General features: G+C 37.7%; 15 protein-coding genes and 2 pseudogenes. 13 read left to right on the top strand and 4 right to left on the bottom strand.

All coding sequences use genetic code 11. The features are described from left to right. Positions 1-61: 61 nt before the first annotated feature. Positions 62-382, top strand: a complete 321-nt coding sequence (locus DT73_RS12585) for a hypothetical protein (protein WP_036109211.1) — start codon at positions 62-64, stop codon at positions 380-382. Positions 383-408: 26 nt separating this feature from the next. Then, complete coding sequence (locus DT73_RS12580) at positions 409-729, top strand: hypothetical protein (RefSeq protein ID WP_036109208.1); 321 nt, start codon at positions 409-411, stop codon at positions 727-729. Between the two features lie 186 nt (positions 730-915). Here the strand turns inward: DT73_RS12580 and DT73_RS12575 are convergent. Next, positions 916-1,527 (bottom strand): annotated as a pseudogene (locus DT73_RS12575) (pyridoxal phosphatase); the annotation flags it as partial. A gap of 49 nt (positions 1,528-1,576) precedes the next feature. On the opposite strand from DT73_RS12575, the gene DT73_RS12570 reads away from it, so the two are divergent. The 6 genes and pseudogenes from DT73_RS12570 to DT73_RS12550 all read left to right on the top strand — a co-directional run bounded on the left by DT73_RS12570 (position 1,577) and on the right by DT73_RS12550 (position 8,482). Next, positions 1,577-3,469, top strand: a complete 1,893-nt coding sequence (locus tag DT73_RS12570) for a recombinase family protein (RefSeq protein WP_036109205.1) — start codon at positions 1,577-1,579, stop codon at positions 3,467-3,469. A 592-nt stretch (positions 3,470-4,061) separates the two neighbouring features. Further along, positions 4,062-4,214, top strand: coding sequence for a hypothetical protein (locus tag DT73_RS26570; protein ID WP_200874788.1), 153 nt, complete (start codon positions 4,062-4,064; stop codon positions 4,212-4,214). A gap of 58 nt (positions 4,215-4,272) precedes the next feature. Next, positions 4,273-6,336 carry a hypothetical protein gene (locus DT73_RS12565; RefSeq protein WP_036109204.1) on the top strand — a complete coding sequence of 688 codons (2,064 nt, stop codon included), beginning with the start codon at positions 4,273-4,275 and terminating at the stop codon, positions 6,334-6,336. Positions 6,337-6,495: 159 nt separating this feature from the next. Beyond that, a pseudogene (locus DT73_RS25855) lies at positions 6,496-7,114 on the top strand (transposase). Positions 7,115-7,197: 83 nt separating this feature from the next. Then, positions 7,198-7,578 (top strand): GIY-YIG nuclease family protein, encoded by a 381-nt coding sequence (locus tag DT73_RS12555; protein ID WP_036109201.1) that lies wholly within the window; start codon positions 7,198-7,200, stop codon positions 7,576-7,578. A 115-nt stretch (positions 7,579-7,693) separates the two neighbouring features. Continuing rightward, positions 7,694-8,482, top strand: coding sequence for a DUF4225 domain-containing protein (locus DT73_RS12550; RefSeq protein WP_051691370.1), 789 nt, complete (start codon positions 7,694-7,696; stop codon positions 8,480-8,482). Positions 8,483-8,859: 377 nt separating this feature from the next. On the opposite strand, the gene DT73_RS12540 is transcribed toward DT73_RS12550, so the two are convergent. From DT73_RS12540 to DT73_RS12530, 3 genes are all read right to left on the bottom strand, one after another. Continuing rightward, complete coding sequence (locus DT73_RS12540; RefSeq protein WP_036109194.1) at positions 8,860-9,591, bottom strand: hypothetical protein; 732 nt, start codon at positions 9,589-9,591, stop codon at positions 8,860-8,862. Between the two features lie 155 nt (positions 9,592-9,746). Next, positions 9,747-10,433, bottom strand: coding sequence for a hypothetical protein (locus DT73_RS12535; protein WP_036109190.1), 687 nt, complete (start codon positions 10,431-10,433; stop codon positions 9,747-9,749). A gap of 325 nt (positions 10,434-10,758) precedes the next feature. Continuing rightward, a complete protein-coding gene (locus DT73_RS12530; protein ID WP_036109188.1) occupies positions 10,759-10,983 on the bottom strand; it encodes a hypothetical protein in 225 nt (74 codons plus the stop codon). A gap of 247 nt (positions 10,984-11,230) precedes the next feature. Here DT73_RS12530 and DT73_RS12525 point away from each other — a divergent pair, with 247 nt between their 5' ends. From DT73_RS12525 to DT73_RS12505, 5 genes are read left to right on the top strand one after another with little or no spacing between them, the layout of a single operon-like run. After that, positions 11,231-11,758 carry a hypothetical protein gene (locus DT73_RS12525; RefSeq protein WP_036109185.1) on the top strand — a complete coding sequence of 176 codons (528 nt, stop codon included), beginning with the start codon at positions 11,231-11,233 and terminating at the stop codon, positions 11,756-11,758. Further along, complete coding sequence (locus DT73_RS12520) at positions 11,679-13,526, top strand: terminase gpA endonuclease subunit (RefSeq protein WP_152552521.1); 1,848 nt, start codon at positions 11,679-11,681, stop codon at positions 13,524-13,526. The genes DT73_RS12525 and DT73_RS12520 overlap by 80 nt, the downstream gene beginning before the upstream one ends. Before the next feature lie 5 nt (positions 13,527-13,531). Then, a complete protein-coding gene (locus tag DT73_RS12515; protein ID WP_036109182.1) occupies positions 13,532-14,002 on the top strand; it encodes a hypothetical protein in 471 nt (156 codons plus the stop codon). Next, entirely contained in the window at positions 14,002-15,441 is a 1,440-nt protein-coding gene (locus tag DT73_RS12510) for a phage portal protein (protein WP_051691369.1), read from the top strand. Before DT73_RS12515 ends, DT73_RS12510 begins: the two co-directional genes overlap by 1 nt. Then, a complete protein-coding gene (locus tag DT73_RS12505) occupies positions 15,386-17,173 on the top strand; it encodes a phage major capsid protein (RefSeq protein ID WP_072006955.1) in 1,788 nt (595 codons plus the stop codon). Before DT73_RS12510 ends, DT73_RS12505 begins: the two co-directional genes overlap by 56 nt. The last annotated feature ends 2 nt before the right edge of the window (positions 17,174-17,175 follow it).

Genomic DNA, 17,175 nt, shown 5'->3' with positions numbered 1-17,175 from the left:
TATACATTTTTGCTATGCCAACAAAATTTAAATAATCATACCTAAGCACAAGGAAAGTACGATGACCTGGAATGATATTGTAATTACGGATTCAATATGGCCACCAATAATTTATTATATTGTGTCAATTATTGTTGGTGTGTTGTTATACTTAGGTAAGTACTATGTGCATCGTCGTGCTAATTTTACTGTCTTTATGCTTTATGGCCTTGTTGTGATCTTTTGTGGTGGTTGCCAACTGGCACATTTCAGGTTTGGTGGTGATTTTGTAAAGGATATACTAAGAGTAAATTTAGATGTTTATTCATATGATTCAATTTTCTATGGTTCATATCTTTTTGCTTTAGTGTATGCTCTTGCAACTCCAATTAGATTTAAATAATCACACCCAAGCACAAGGAATGTACTATGACCTGGAGTGATATTGCAATAAAAAGTTCAATATGGCCACCAATAATATACTACATTGTTTCCATTGTTGTTGGTGTGCTGTTATTTATTGGTAAATATATAGTGCATCGCCGTGCAAATTTGCCAGGCTTTCTGCTTTATGCCTTCTTTGTTATTACCATTACAGCAGTGCAATTTTGTTTGATGCGGTTTGGTGCGGATTTTGCCAGGGATATACTAAGAATAGATTTAGATGTATATGGATATGAGTCAATATTCAATGGGACATATATTTTTACCATTATATATTCCCTTGCATTACCAACTAAGCTTAAATGATCATGGTCTCCGGTATGTTGCAGGGAATTATTGCGGATTATGGCAACAGTCATGCTTAAAGTCCGCTGTTGTAAATACCGCTACTTTATTTCCACATACTTTTCGGGTGTAGCCAGGAGCCCGGAATAAACTGGTTCTTAAACCGGGCTGTGGCTTTATCAACAAAAAAGTGTACCAACACGCTAATTACAACAGACTACGGGTAATAAAATCTGCAATTCCGGGTTGTGTATTGTCAGTGATAATCTGGCGTGCGTGCTGTTTAACTTCATCGGCAGCATTCCCCATCGCTACGCCCATACCGGCACTTGCCAGCATGCTGATATCGTTAAAGTTATCGCCGAACGCTACCACGTTTGCCATGCTTAAACCCTGAGACTCCACCCACTGCGCCAGGCGTTTCCCTTTACTGTTTCCGGTCTGCGCAACATCAACCTGATCATGCCAGGACCACTCACAGGTAAGGCCCAGCTCCTGTTCAACCACAGCGGTAAATTGTTGCAGGCGGGGAATATTGTCATCTGTCAGAGCGAACTTCCATATGGACTCACACTGGTCTACTTCCTGCTCCAAAGAGGCAACATGCAAAAATACCGGGCGTTGTTCTTCAGGTAATGTGCTGGCCCATTTCCGGGTACGCTCAACATGCCCAACATCATGCTGATACAACATGGCGTCGTCGACATACATCAGCCCGTGCACCTGGTGTTTTGCCAGCAACTTCACCAGTGCATGAGCCTGCTGGTGGGAGAGCGGGTCGGATGAAAGTACTTTTTTTGCATGATAATCATACAAATGTATAATATGTTATACAAAAAATTATTATCATTTTCTGGATAACTGAAAAATGAAAAAATGCTTTATATATCATAGGGTAAGTTCAGAGCAACAACGATCTGGAACGGGTATTGAGCGTCAAGAACAAAACTTGAACGCATATGTAGAGCGTACTAATCTACTTTCTGAAATGGATGATCCAGAAGCTATTATTATTAGCGATCAGGGCGTGTCAGCTTTCAAAGGTTTGAATATGTCCGAAGGGGAGTTAGGCCGATGGATGGAACAAGTACGTGGGGGTATGTGGGATGATTCACATTTAGTACTGGAAAGCATTGACCGCTTTAGTAGGCAAAACCCATTCACAGTTGTTGCGTATCTTTCAGAACTTGTTAATCACAATATTACTATTCATGATGTTTCATTGAATATGCTTATTAATCGTTCAAGTAGTGCTATGTTGCCGATCGTCACTATGTCGGCTCAACGTGCCTATGAAGAGTCTAAACTCAAGAGTGATCGTATACGTGATGGGTGGAAACGTAGACGTGAACAAGCATTTAAGCAAGGTACTATCGTTACTAACAAGCGTCCACAATGGATAGACGTAGTAGATGATAGGTATGTACTGAACGAGAAAGTAGCTGTTGTGCGTGAAATATTCCGTTTGTATCAAACTGGTATTGGTACACCAACAATAGCGAAAATGCTTAATGAAAGAGGTAGCGAATGGTTGTTTGAATCTAGCCGTCTATGGCGTGGTGAATCTATTCATAAACTTCTACGTAATAAGAGGGTAACGGGCTCTATTTTTATTAGTGAAATTATTCGTGATTATAATAGTACTTTTAACCCGGTAGATCAGAAACTCTCTGAAATGGATGTATACCCAATTGCTATTTCAAAAGAGGAATTCGATTTAGTACAGGAATTGCTAAAATCACGTCGCTCTGGTGTTAAAGTAACTGGTGGTAAATTCCTGAAGAAATTCTATGATCCGGGCACAAATAAACCATACTTAGACCGTGACGGTAATGTAATCGAATTGGAAGTAGATACAGGTAAGGAAATCACACAGAGTAATATATTTAATGGGATTTTTCGTTGTGCACGTTGTGGTGAGGCAATGTATCATAATGTGGTAGTGACTAAACGGGATTCTAAGAAAAGGGGAAAGTTTACAGAGGAATACAGATACATCAGGTGTATTGCTGAACGTGATGCACTTTGTGAGAACAAGGCACTTCAGTATGAAGTAGTTGAAAAATTTGTTATCGAACATATCAAGAACTTGGACTTTACCAAAATTCTACGGCCTAATGAAAATAATCCTGAAATTGAATTAGTACGTTTAAAGATTGAAGATGAAGAAGCACACATAGAAGAATATAAACAAAACATTGAACGGTATCGTAACAGTGGTAAAAAAATACCGTTTGCCGTCCTGGTCGAACTTGAAGAATCGGAAGATAGACTAAAAGAACTCAAAGTACGTCAAAGTACATTCACTGAAGTACAAGTAGATACTGATTACCTTAAAACGGTTGATCCTTCCGTACTATTCGATGTTAAGAACATTGAAGTACGTTCAAGGATGGCAGCAGAACTATCTAAGATATTAGATGGTATTCAGCTTTACCGAACGGGTAAGCACTATGTAATTACAATCAATTATAAAAAGGTGGAAGTACTTAAGCATGTACTATTTGTTGAAGCTAAGAAAGTGCCTGAACTGGTTTCTTGCGTTGCTATAGAGCGTTTTGGCGATACTGTAGCTTATTCTACGCCATCCTTTAGTATCGCTGTTGACGGTGGTACATCACCTCGTTTAATCAACGTAGAAGGGGAACCACTAAGTATCATTGATTGGTCACTATTGCTGAACTATGTAGATGCTGTAGATCCTAATGATGATGTAGGTATTTGGATGCGAGACAACATGAATTTTGTATTCACTAATTAATTACCACAATACCCAATACAGGCTTCACAGGAAGCTCGTAGAGCGATTTAAATCCAGTCTTAACCCTAACCCACATCTTACATTCAGCCCCTGCTACAGAGCGTTACAGGGGCTTTTGTGTTTGTTTCACTGTTATATCTGTATTTTCAGCATAATAAACTAAATAGAATAGTTAATTTTATTTAAGGAAGATTTAATGAAAAGGATTATTCAGGAAATTTGCGTTACGGGAATTGTTTTGTGTATTGGGCTGGTTGGTTTTGCTCTTATGGGTTGGTGGTTCTTGGTATTGATGATTGTGGTATGGGGTTGGTCAAATTTGTGAAACAGAAAAAAAATTTGCGGTATAATTAGGTACTGGAGAAGTATAACTACCTCTTTTGAAAATCAATCATAAATAGTAGTACAGGTAGTAAATCAGACGAAAAGTAGTTCACGAGTGGATACCTCACCGGGAAGCAATTCCCATAGTAAAAGGTGGTCACAGTCTAAACGTGACAAATATAATCTCATCCATGAAAAAATACCCCTCGTGACATTGGGGTAATTTTTCATATGGAAAAATGGAAAAAATGACGACAAGGAAAGCAACATGAATAAAGATAGCAAAGATCATAAAGTTACCGCACGAATCAACGATGCACAAAATGGGTTTATCGAGAAGCTGATTCAGGAAAACAAAGCAAAAACCCCAGCGGGTGCAATTCAGTACCTTATCAATATGGCAATGATTAGGGGCGAATGATTAGAAGTAAGTAACGTCATTGCATGGATGCAATGACAACAATCAAAGGAATGAAATTATGGAAGAAATAGAACTACGTGGGCCGACACTATCAGATAGGTCAGAACTAAAGGAGGCAGCTAATAGACTCAGAGAAGCAGTAATGAACGGTACAGTACAGGACAAGATTCTATCCCGTGCATTACGTAAGGAACTAAAAGGAACAGATTCACTCTATGATGGTGAATGGAATCTTAAACATAATCAGTACATCAGTAATGTGTTTGAACATATGGATCTCACAAATGGGGTTAACCTAATAAACGCAAGTGTTGGTACTGGTAAAACTACTCAATTTATTGAAGTAGATGGAAACGGGAAACCATTAAGGGCAAAGGAAGGTTACATAGTACTTGTACCATTAACTTCAATTCGTTTGTCATTCAATGGTGATAATGATGTTTTTAGTACAGGGATATGTACATGGAACAAGATTGAAACAATCAACAATCATCCAAACAAAGAATACTTCAAAGATAAAACACTAGTAATTGATGAAGTACATGGATTCTTCCTTGATTATGATTACAAAGCAATGGTTATCAATCGGCTGATTGCATCTTTCCCATTGTTCAAAAGTGTGATCATGATGTCTGGTACAGCAGAAGCCGAAGATTTTAGTGGTATTGATTTTAACAAAACCTATCGCATCTACAAACCTTCACAGGCACGGAAGATACTCAACACAGTAGTTACAAGCAACCCACTGGATTTAGTATTGAAGCAGTTAAATGAAGGTACACGTAAGACGATTGTACTTATCAATGATAAGGCACAATGTGAATCACTAAATCAGATGTGTTTACGTAATGGTCTAACAGTGAATGCGGATAAGAAGAACAACCAGGAAGTAATCGATCTCTTTGTTACTGGAGAAATGAACCATGATGTACTTTTTGGTACGTACTCAATAGTTGAAGGACTTTCAATCATCAACAAGCTTGATGAAGTTGATGTGATCATTGTTGGTCACGAACACCCGGCACGTATTGAACAGTTTACAAACCGTTTCCGTAGAGTATCCGACTTGAAGAATGTAACATACTACTTGAGACGTTCGGAACAAATAGAAGTAGGGATCTTCAATCGTAATGCAGTGGTAAATGATGCCAAAATCATGAAAGACATGCTTCAGGTAACATATGACGCACTTCACACAGATGAAGCAAAACAATCATTCACTAACCAGTACCGCAAAGATATAGCGGGATCTATGGTGTACTTCCATGATGGAGAATTTCATGTTTCCTATACAGGTATTGATTTCAACTACACAGAACACCAAAGAAGAGAGTTTGCTAACGATTTCAATTTATTGAGTGAAGCACTTAGTAAGTATGATTTCATTGTTAATCCTATTCATTTCATTGATGGTGACGGAGAGAATGAGAGAGTAATCAACGACACGTCAAAGAAGGTAAAGGAAGAGGCTATAGAGGCCGAGAACGCGATTATCCGAGAGTATATGGCTGATGCTATTGCGGGTAATGTGAAGCCCTCAGAAAGCGTTACAGAGCTGTATAACACTACTCATGAAAGCGTTGAAAAGCTATTCGCTAAGGGCTTAAGACCTACTGATTTTGAATCACTCATGGAGGGATTTATAGAGGATCGCACCTACTTTTATCGTGCTCACGTTGACGCGGAGTACTTCCCTACGGGTAACACAATTCGTGAATTAATCGCTGGAATGATAGGAACTGATACATACCTTGATAGCTTTAAGATTCGTGATATTGCTGATGCCGTTATCATAAAAGTACTTAACGAGTACTTTGCAGGTGACAAGACAATGATGCTTAAACATCCATTGTGGAAGAAAGCAGTAGTTCAGGATGGAAGCAATCTAGTTAGCTCAAGTTCCAAGGGTGCTAAGGCGATTCTTGAACGCTACATCACACTAGGGAAGGGCGAACAAATCAGGGTTAACGGTGTTAGAGTTAGTGCGTGTGAAGTCATTCATTTGTCACTAACGGGGCTTCATTTCGACAAGCCAGCCTACATCCGACGCACTACCGAGCATGTGGAAGTGAATCAGTCACTAGTAGGATTGAAAGAAAAACTAAACCAGTTACGTATGTAACTATGAAAGTGTCTACCTTAGGAAGTAATTATTCTTATATAAAGAGATCCTAAGGTAGACACCTACTCAAAAGAAAAACAACAGGTGTAGTGGCACACTGAATTTGGCCACCTGAATAGAGGTGATATCATCGCCTCATAGTCAAAAACAGGTGACATTATGACCGGACGTAATAGACGTAATTTCAGCCCAGAGTTTCGCCTCGAAGCCGCCCAGCTTGTACTCGATCAGCATTACACTGTTGTGGCCGCTGCCACGGCAATGAATGTCGGCAAATCTACGATGGATAAGTGGGTTCGCCAGTTGAAAGAAGAGCGAGCGGGAAAATCTCCCACAGCTTCGCCCATGACGCCTGAACAGATTGAAATACGCGAGCTGAAGAAAAGACTTCAACGCGTTGAAATGGAAAGGGATATATTAAAAAAGGCTACCGCGAGGAAATCCCGCTGGTTTGATGTATCACTCGGATCAAGGTAGCCACTATACCAGCAGAAATTTCAGGCAGTTACTTTGGAGATATCAGATAAAACAAAGTCTGAGTCGCCGGGGAAATTGTTGGGATAATAGCCCGATGGAACGATTCTTCAGAAGTCTGAAATCGGAGTGGGTGCCGGATAATGGATACGCTAATTTTAGCGAAGCCAGCACAGCGATAACGAATTACATAACGGGATATTACAGCCAGCTCAGGCCTCATCAATATAACGGTGGTCTGACGCCGAATGAATCAGAACGATTGTTCTGGAAAAACTCTAAAGTGGTGGCCAGTTTTTGTTGACCACTACAAGGCAATAAAAAGGCAGCCCGAAGGCCGCCCCATGTATGCAAACTATTTATTGCCTCAATAATGAGGAGAAGAACATGATGGAACAATACCTATACATGATTACTATAATTAACATTTTCACCAAAGAGCACTACATAAAACTAGGCTATAGTGCCAACATTGAACAACGAATAAAGCAGCTAGAGAAGGGTAATAAGTACTTTGAAATCCAATCAATTAAACTATATCGCCACAAAACAAAAAACATTGGTTACTTCTTTGATGAACAAATCATTCACAACGAAAACGCAACGAACAGGACACGATTCACAAAAGATGTGATGCCACTAGGCCGTACAGAATGCTATGAATCATTCTATTGTCATGAACTTTTATCAAGCCTATCCAGGCTAGGTTACATATGCGTATTTGATACTGATGAAGAAGCCAATGAACCTATGTTTGTTTGGGCGTGATTTTCGTACAAATAATAACCAGTGAATTACCCGATTAGTACTTTGAAACTAGTACTAATCCTATTGACTGATTGCCTACCAGTGTTTTAATGACGCAAAAGGGAGGTTACACACCATGCCACTACATAACCCGGATCAGGGCGATTTTGAACGCAAGGCCAAAGAACTTGAAAGTTATGCCCGTCAACTGGCAAGCCGCTACATGTTCAGTACTTCAGAAGATTTTGTATATGAACAGCAAGTATTCATTCAGAGTTTGAAACGAGATATCACAACCAACTGTATGTCCTGGCGGTACGGTATCGCTGAAATCGATCGCAACATTGAGTACCTTAAGAAACAAGAAACCATGCTGATGACGCAGCAATTGCGAATGTATGCGATCATTGAAAAGGTAGAAGAACAAAGAAATACAAATATCAGACTGGCAAGAATTGGTTTTGTGGCTGCGACTGCACAGGTTATGGGCGGGATAGGGATCTGTACTGAAAGTCTTGGAACAGCCTGTGCCGGGTATGGTTCACCGAACATTATTCAAGGCCTTAATAACTTTTATGAAAATGGCTATTACCTGTTATTCCAAGAAAGTACTTCCGGTACTGTGCGAGATGCGTACAGATATACAGTAGGTAAATTTGGTGGCTCTAATAACACTGCTGACCTGATATATGGCACGGTAGATATCGGACTAACAGTTAGTAACTATGGGAAGCTGTCATTATTATCGAGAGAAAAATCCTGGTCACTGTTCAGACATATAAGATCTGATTTTATTCGTGGTTGGAAAACAGTAGCAGTACCTAATATGTTGGTTGATGGAGTAGGTACTAGTGCTACTGGCTACCAGATGTACCAAATAAGACAGAATCAAATATTAGAACAAGCGAAAGAGAAAACCAAATGACCTATAATGACATTATAATAACAGATTCAATATGGCCTCCAGTACTATATTATACTGTATCAATTATTGTAGGTATATTACTATATATTGGTAAGCTCTTTGTACATCGTTATGCTAATTTTACTGTATATATGTGTTATGCTATTTTTGTTACTCTGTTTTCTGCCATCCAAGTATGTATATTCAGATTTGGTGGTGAATTTACTAATACAGTATTTGGAGTATATTTAGATACACTTGCCTATAAATCCATATATAATGGTGCTTTTGTCTTTTTTCTGGCATACGGCATAGCTATACCCACAAAATTTAAATAATCACAATGTCCAGTACTTGTACTTAACTTAAGTTTCTGGACATAATCACAACAATAAATACTAAGTGTTTTTGATAATAAAATCATCAATAGGTCTATTACTTTTGATTAATTCATTTATTTGGCTATATAATTTCATATGGTTATCACTAAGTTTTTTTGAAATATTAATTAATTTTTCAGCTAACGGTTTTTTAGAATCTTTGTCTGCGTGAATATACATAGCTACTTCAGTTTTCAATCCATAGATATCGCTGTAGTATTGTCTATGCATATCACTTCTTAACTTAATTTTACCTATAATATTCTCTGAATGTGTACTTAGGGAATAATTATATCTTTTTACGGAATTAAACTTTCCTACAATTGAATATGATAAATTGGTAAATTCAAAAAATATTGTTTGAAGATAGTCAAAATTTTCATCTAGTGAATTCAATGCTGTTCTATCCTCATTAAGACAACTCTGTAGATCACTGGTGAAATGTGTGAGTTTAACCATTAAATGAAAATCTTTATTGGCAAGGTCTACCATGCTGGTATATATAAGATCATCAATAATACTATGAACAATATCATAGCGTTTCTGACTTATCCATTCGGGTGCTTTCTTATAAGCCATACCAGCAACAATCAAAGTACCGAATGTTGATAGAGAACTTAACCAATCACTAACACTACCCCATTCCATAACATGTCCTGCATATTGATTAAGTAGTACATTAGCAAAAGCTATAATAGCTACCAATAATAGTACAATGACTAATCCGATTAGAATTCTGTTTACTTTCATCAATTACTCCATAATCGAACAAGAAGATTATATTCTTTGTTATATAATACTCCATCAGTATATGATTTACATAGCGTCTTTGATATAATCTAATTGCTCATCCCCATGTGGCGTATTGGGTGGCTTGACTCTTTGTGCCTCATTGGGGATGAGTACTATTGTATTACTTTAGGGGGTTTTAACATTCCTTGGGATACTAGATATTGTTGGAATAATGGATCTATACCAAGTAAACCGGTTTCCTTTAGTTCATCTGAAGATAAAATATGCAAATTAGATGATGGTACAGTTAACATCATATCTACTATTTTTTGTGATACACGCATATAATTAAGGTAGTTTCGTATGTCATTAAGTGTTTTTTGGTAAACTTTATCTTCTTCATCATAATTAAAATTTTTGTCAAGTGTTTTAACTGAATAAAAAGAGTGTATACCAACATCACCAAAAGAAAGTCTACCTACACCAGCAGCAAGAACAAATACACATGATGAATAACAGTGACTATTCATAGGAATGACTACCTGTATTTTATGCTCTCTAATTAGTTTTCCTAGCATAAATGATTCATATAGGTCTCCACCATTAGAGTTTAAATAAATAACACCGATCCTGGTTTTTGGATTTAATTTTGAAATGTTAGTTATAAAGTCATTTAATTTTTTATAATCACCCTCTTGGATATCACCACTATACTTCAGAGAAATACACATACCATAACCCATATATGGGCACAATGGACCGTTTTCCTCATAATTCCAGTCAACACGAGTAAGAGAAAAGGATTTTACTGGAATCAAACTGATGAAAATAAAAAAAACAAAAAGAGATAACTTATTCATTAATTTTTATCCACACTAGTGATAATTCAGCCTGTAGTGCTTAATATTAAGTAGCACTAAAGTAGAGAACTGTAAGTATTCAGTTTAATCCTATAGAGGCCACTTTGACAAGGTAAGATACAGGTAGGTTGCAAGAGAGGTAAAACTACATATTTTTCAGGAAGTACTGAAACCTTTAAGCCGTAGAACTATGACCTAAGTTGTTAACCTGGAATAGAGTATGTGTGGAGATGATGAACTTTCAATGCTTGGAAGAAAACTATACTTATATTACTTAAATACCCATGCATGATAGTATTCGTCAGCATGGGTTTTTAACTATATATTAAAATCTTCCTTTGATAAAGTCAGCAACGTCTGATCCACCATCTTCTTGTGATAAATCGACCTTGATTGTTGGAACAGGCTTATGTGTCTGAACAGCAGATCCTACATTTACACCATGGGAACCCGTTGACCCTTTATGTGGTGTAATAACTTGAACATCATTTGTAACCTCATCATATATAACAGTATATTCAATTTTAACAGTAGTAACTTTGGTAACCATTATTGCATCCTTTATGTGTTTATAGATAAATAGTTATCGGGGAATTAATAGAGAACTTTAACAACTCTTATTTATAATTATAGTTTCATATTGAAATTATTCGAATATCAATAATATTAGTTTATAATGGTTCCTCTGGAAGAAAATTCTCATCGAGAGGTTTCGCAGCTCGGCCTTTAAAAAATTTATTCATTTTTCAAACCTCCCCGTCACGTTAACGATAAATAACCGATAGGGGGAACCATATATGACAATCAACAGAACAAAACTTGGACGTGAGTACGGCTATGATGAAAGTACAGTACGCTTTTGGGTAGAAAAGGGAATGCCCCAAGATACCGAAGACAATGCAAGAGCATGGATTGTAGAGAACATACTTAAGCCATTGCGTAACACCAGCGTACAGGAACAGATACAACAAGAAAAACTACGAAAAATGGCAGCAGAGGCAGCAACAGCAGAGATAGAGCTTGAACAGAGGCTTGGTAACTTAATCGAACTATCCTATCTGGAACAATCATTATCAGAGTACTTCAGCCAGCTGAAGAACTACCTACGCTCAATACCACAGAAGTACTACCTAGAATTGTTCGAATGCCAGGATGCATTAGAACTAAAAGTACTTCTACAAAATATTATTGATGATGTTCTAAACGAAATAGGAAATCAGGAATACGAATTCACGGAAGAATTAGATGAACAGCAAGAAATTACAATCAATCTTGAAGAAGTCGATCAAGATGATATTACCACCAAGGAAGATGAAACCCAGTGATTGGGTACAGAATAATGTTACTTTTCCAGATGGGCCAATGGCAGGGCAATTTGTACGCCTATTTGAATTCCAGAAAGAACCATTAGACATAATAACAAATCCAAAAATACGGAAAGTAGTATTACAGAGTTCAGCTCAATTATTAAAAACAACAGTCATGTTAAACGCCGCAATGTATTTCATGGCCGTCGATCCCTCCAATATGGCTGTGGCGTCCTCGACTGGTAAGGAAGTAAAGCTAATGAAAACCGGAAAGTTTGATAACGTTGTACAACGTAGCCCGGTACTCAATCGATTACTAACAGACAAAAATAATAAATCATTCAGCAATAACGTCGATCAGACGCAACTTGTAGACGGGACATTCTTGTACTGGTTGAACCTAAATGCCGCAAGTACTTTGCGTGGTAAAACAATCAAACGTTTGTTTCTTGATGAAATCAGTAACGTTGAAGAAGGTGATGAAGGTAATCCGCTAAGACTGGCAGAACAACGGGCAGCCACCTTTACAGACGGCTTGGTCATGTGTGCAAGTACTCCAAAACTTCCTGATGACTTGATATGTACTGAGTACCAGTTATCAGACCAGCGAAAGTACTTCGTAACATGCCCTCATTGCAATCATGAACATACGCTTGAATGGGAAAATGTCAGGTTCGAATTTAAGCAAATCAACAATGGCAAACGAGCACTACCGGATGAAGATACAGCCCGGTTAGTTTGTCCAGAGTGTGAACATGAGATAACAGAGGCAGAACGGGCACGGATAGTAAAACATGGGCGATGGATTGCTACTAATCCAGAAGTTAAAGACGTTGCCGGATTTCACATATCACGCCTATACAGCCCAATAACAACGATTAAGAAGTTAGTACAGTCATTTGCCGTTGCACACTACGAATTCAACCTACAATCATTCTATAACAATGATTTAGGTTTACCCTACGATGACCAGATGAATCAGGAAATTGATTCTCTGTTACTGGAAAACCTACGCGAAGAATTCGATGTTAAGAGCATACCCGATGATGCACTAGCAATCACAATGGGTATAGACCAGCAGTTAGACCGCCTTGAGTGTACAACGCTTGCATGGTCTGAAAATCATGTTTGGGTGGTGGATCATCGCTCGTTCTTCAGCCCCGATTGTACCAAGTACACGGCAAAGGCCTATCAGGAACTTGAAGCCTATGTAAACGCAGATTTCCGTACAGTCAGTGGACGCAAGATAAAAGTACTTTGTGCCTTTGTAGATAGCAGTAACGGAAACGCGAGTAACACCATATACCGCTTTTGTGCAGGTAAGAAACTGTTCAGGGCGATCAAAGGATCAAGTAGTACTACCAGTGATTTATTCAAAGAATCCCGTACTGGTGGACACAATCTGTTAGTACTTAACGTTAATGAAGGGAAAACAACAGTTAGGCGTCTACTTAATGGAGCACTATCGGAAGAAGCAGACCAGCTACCATTGCAATTACACTTTTCCAGTACCCTTCCAGATGACTACTTTGATCAGTTAACCAGTGAAGAACTTAAAAGAAAAGGTGATTCATTACGCTGGATAATAAAGAAAGGAATTAAACGTAATGAAACGCTGGACTGTTTGAATTATGCAATGATCGCTATGAACTATTGTCTTAGTCGTGTTGGTTTCAAAGATTTACGAATATATAAATCTAATCAAACAAATGATAAATACAATGAGAATAAGCCAGAGTCTCGAACAACGACAAGACGAAAAAGTAACTGGTTAGGGAAGAAATAATAAAAATGAAGGAAACAATATATATTGGGGAAACTATCATTGAAGCTATCCCAGCTTCCAGTACTCTGAAAATAGGAAACAGTAACCAAACACTATATGAGTACTCCAATACAGAAGACATACAAACCACACAAACAATTGACACCAGTACTTGGGAAGAAGGGACGTTTGCATATGTATTAAACAATAACGGTACTATTACTATAAACAACATTACAGTAATTGATCCAATGAAATCCGCAGATGAACTATCTTATGCAAAAATGATGGTTAAAGAAATAGATTCAATAATTGAAAACCGTGCTAAGAATGCAACTACACAAATTACCATCAATAACAAAACAATTGTGAATGACAGTATAGATTCGTTGTATAAATTAAGAGCACTATTCATTGAAAGAATAAATAGATTACAGAAAAAGAATTCAGCCGGAATTTTTAAATCAATTACAATTTTGAAGAAGGGTCGCAACTGATGTTTAATTTTTTCAGGAAGAAACCACAACCACCAGAACAGGTAAGAAAATTACAAGTACAGAAGATTACTGGACAATTGAAACGTGAAATAGATGCAATCCGCCGTCCTATTATCGATTTGGGTATTGGTGGTGTATCAAGTACTAACATCAATCAGGTATTACGTTATGTATTAACACCAGCACGGAACAAATCACGCGAATTAGCCGTTAACAATCCAGTAGCGAAACGCTATGTAGTTCAGTGTGCCGATGGGGTGACTGGTGCAGACGGTATAACAATTCGCCCTACACCAATTTCAGCAAATCCAGATTTAGGGAATGCATTAGAACAGCTTTTCTATACATGGGCGGAAGATCCAGAACAATTCAGTATTAACGGACAACTTACTATTGATTTGTTTCAGCAATTGGTTGAAAAGACCAGAGCAGTAGATGGTGAATGCTTTATCCGTATTCATAAGGATATGAAAGTAGAAATCATTGACGCGGCAAGGTTAAGTTCATCCAAGGTTGGTCTATTACCTGGTGGTTCATACATCAGTAATAGTATTGAATTCGATCAGTATGGTAAACCACTTGCTTACTATGTATGTCGTTATAATCCTGTAACCTATCTCGTAGATTACAGCACTTATGAACGTATCCCAGCAGATGAAATCATTCACTACTATATTCCAGACTTTGCAGGACAGGAACGGGGTATACCTGATTTGTTATGTGTTGCAGAGAATCTAAAAGACTTGAGTACTTTTATTGAAGCCGCTCTAATTCAGAAGAAGATTTCAGCCAGTAGTATGGGCTTTATAACAAATTCCAATACTGACAATATGATGATTGATGAGAATACCAGTACTGCCAGTTACAGCGAATATTATGAACCCGGGGCAATCTTCGAACTGAATCCGGGTCAGGATGTTAAAACAATTAATCCTAATAGTGGTGTAGATCAAATTGATACATTCATTAGTGAATTAATGACACAGGTAGCTATGGGACTAAACATAAGTAAACAGAATCTAACTATGGATACAAGTAATGCAAGTTTCTCAGCAAGTAAACTATCTGACAAGTTGCAGCAAAGTACTTTCAAAACACGTTCAAACGTCATGATAACAAAAGTACTTAAACCATTATACCAACGCTGGCTTTCAAATTATATGATGACGATAAATACATTGAAACTACAATTCAGTGAATATACAAACTTATCTCAGGCAAGATATATACCAGTTAAACATATTAGTATTGATCCACAACGTGATGCACAGGAAAGACAAACGTATTTGGAAATGGGTGTTATGTCAAAAACTCAAATCATATTAGATATGGGAGGCGAACCAGAGAAGGTATTCGCAGAAATTAAAAAGGAAAATGAAGAAAATGGAATTCAACAAAACCCAAACCAGGGAGATGAACCTAACAACAGTACAACCTGATGATACTCGTACTGTAATGCTTTCATTTAGTTCTGAATCGCCAGTTACAAGAATTATCAACGGGCAAGAATATAATGAAATATTACTACACGGGCAAGGTAATTGTGATTTAACACGTCTAAACAACTCCGCAGCACTTCTATTCAATCACAATCTTGATCATCAAATTGGTGTTGTCGAGATTGCCAGTATTGATCAAGACAAAGTAGGTCGTGCATTGGTTCGCTTTTCATGTACTGAAAAAGCTGATGAAAAGTACCGTATGGTAATGGAGAAAGTACTAACAAAAGTATCAGTAGGATATGAAATTTTAGATTACAGAATCGAAGGACAAGACCTATTAGTAACAAGCTGGATGCCTTACGAGATCAGTATGGTTAGTGTACCAGCAGATGATCTAGTAGGTGTAGGCCGTGCTTTAGATGTATCAGACGAAGAACTATATGCAGAAATATTAAACCGTCCTGAATTACTTGAAATGATTCAGGGACAATCTGAAGCGGAAGAAGCACAAGCTGAATCAGAATCTGAAAGTACTGAAACCGAACAGGAACAAAGTACTGAACCAGACGAAGTAGCAGAACATGATAGTACTGAATCTGAAGGTACTGAAATCGAACAGGAAGCTGGATCAGAACCAGATTCTGAAATGATAAATAAAACAGAAGAACAAGAACGTATTGCTGAACTTGAGGGAATGGCTCGCGTTTTAAAAGTCGATGTAACAGAAGCAATCTCTAAAGGAATTAGTGTTGCAGATTTCAAACGTCAATTAACAAATATTAATAACAATATCAAGGAAGATAATAAAATGGAATTTTCTTTAAAACAATTAATTCGTAGTTTCGTTGACGGAACAGAGATTCAAACAGAAATGGGTGAACGTGGTGCGATCGTACCTGCATCAGCATTACGTGCTGTTAGTTCAACAACTGGTGCATCTCTTATTCAAGAAACTATTAAATATGATAGTTACGTAGATGTACTACGTGCAAATTCAATCTTAGCTAAATTTAACCTAATGGTTATTTCTGGCTTGGAAGGTAACGGTACTTTAAGTATCCCTTACTTGGGCGGTGATTTTACTGATTCATTCGGTTTTGTGAATGAAGATAGTGCAGGTGTAGAAGCTGATCCATCATTTGGTTCTATTGACTTAGTACCTCGTGATTTCACAGGTTCTGTATACCTAACTCACATCATGCAAAAATCTGCATCAGCGGCAGAACGTTTTGTAAGTGATGCAATTCTAAAAGGTTCAGCAAATAAATTAGAAAAATTAGTAATGGCTGAAGTAGTTGCCGAAGCTGGTTCTAATACTGATGTAACAGCGGTTGATTATGATACCGTTATTGACGGTTTAGCAACTCTTGGTACTAACAATGTCTCTGAAGCAAATATTGTTGCTGTTATGTCACCTGCAATGGCTGCACTATGCCGTAAGGTAGTTGTTAAAGGTAACACCAACGCTAAGTTCTTGCTTGAAGGCACTGGTGATAACATGGTATTGGCTGGTTCTACTCCAGTAGTAGTAAGTAATTTAGTAGCTGATGGTGTTGTTGTAATGGGTGATTTCTCTAATATCGTAATCGCTTCATGGGGTGATTTAGAATTAGATTCTGATACTACAACCGCTCGTGCTAAAAAAGGTATGTATGTTCGTACTTGGTCAACTATCGACTTTAAAGTAACACGTCCAGAAGCATTCCATACTATTACTATCACGGCGTAATT

It is taken from the genome of Mangrovibacter sp. MFB070 (genome assembly GCF_000705335.1).
Taxonomy (GTDB): Bacteria; Pseudomonadota; Gammaproteobacteria; order Enterobacterales; family Enterobacteriaceae; genus Mangrovibacter; species Mangrovibacter plantisponsor.
The sequence above is the reverse complement of the archived record's forward strand: the minus strand, read 5'-3'. Positions and strand labels throughout refer to the sequence as shown.

What these genes read in the sequence shown, in the direction of transcription:
- DT73_RS12585 (WP_036109211.1), top strand. Translation starts at nt 62, where the DNA reads ATGACCTGGAATGATATTGTAATTACGGATTCAATATGGCCACCAATA.
- DT73_RS12580 (WP_036109208.1), top strand. Translation starts at nt 409, where the DNA reads ATGACCTGGAGTGATATTGCAATAAAAAGTTCAATATGGCCACCAATA.
- DT73_RS12570 (WP_036109205.1), top strand. Translation starts at nt 1,577, where the DNA reads ATGAAAAAATGCTTTATATATCATAGGGTAAGTTCAGAGCAACAACGA.
- DT73_RS26570 (WP_200874788.1), top strand. Translation starts at nt 4,062, where the DNA reads ATGAATAAAGATAGCAAAGATCATAAAGTTACCGCACGAATCAACGAT.
- DT73_RS12565 (WP_036109204.1), top strand. Translation starts at nt 4,273, where the DNA reads ATGGAAGAAATAGAACTACGTGGGCCGACACTATCAGATAGGTCAGAA.
- DT73_RS12555 (WP_036109201.1), top strand. Translation starts at nt 7,198, where the DNA reads ATGATGGAACAATACCTATACATGATTACTATAATTAACATTTTCACC.
- DT73_RS12550 (WP_051691370.1), top strand. Translation starts at nt 7,694, where the DNA reads ATGCCACTACATAACCCGGATCAGGGCGATTTTGAACGCAAGGCCAAA.
- DT73_RS12540 (WP_036109194.1), bottom strand. Translation starts at nt 9,591, where the DNA reads ATGAAAGTAAACAGAATTCTAATCGGATTAGTCATTGTACTATTATTG.
- DT73_RS12535 (WP_036109190.1), bottom strand. Translation starts at nt 10,433, where the DNA reads ATGAATAAGTTATCTCTTTTTGTTTTTTTTATTTTCATCAGTTTGATT.
- DT73_RS12530 (WP_036109188.1), bottom strand. Translation starts at nt 10,983, where the DNA reads ATGGTTACCAAAGTTACTACTGTTAAAATTGAATATACTGTTATATAT.
- DT73_RS12525 (WP_036109185.1), top strand. Translation starts at nt 11,231, where the DNA reads ATGACAATCAACAGAACAAAACTTGGACGTGAGTACGGCTATGATGAA.
- DT73_RS12520 (WP_152552521.1), top strand. Translation starts at nt 11,679, where the DNA reads ATGAACAGCAAGAAATTACAATCAATCTTGAAGAAGTCGATCAAGATG.
- DT73_RS12515 (WP_036109182.1), top strand. Translation starts at nt 13,532, where the DNA reads ATGAAGGAAACAATATATATTGGGGAAACTATCATTGAAGCTATCCCA.
- DT73_RS12510 (WP_051691369.1), top strand. Translation starts at nt 14,002, where the DNA reads ATGTTTAATTTTTTCAGGAAGAAACCACAACCACCAGAACAGGTAAGA.
- DT73_RS12505 (WP_072006955.1), top strand. Translation starts at nt 15,386, where the DNA reads ATGGAATTCAACAAAACCCAAACCAGGGAGATGAACCTAACAACAGTA.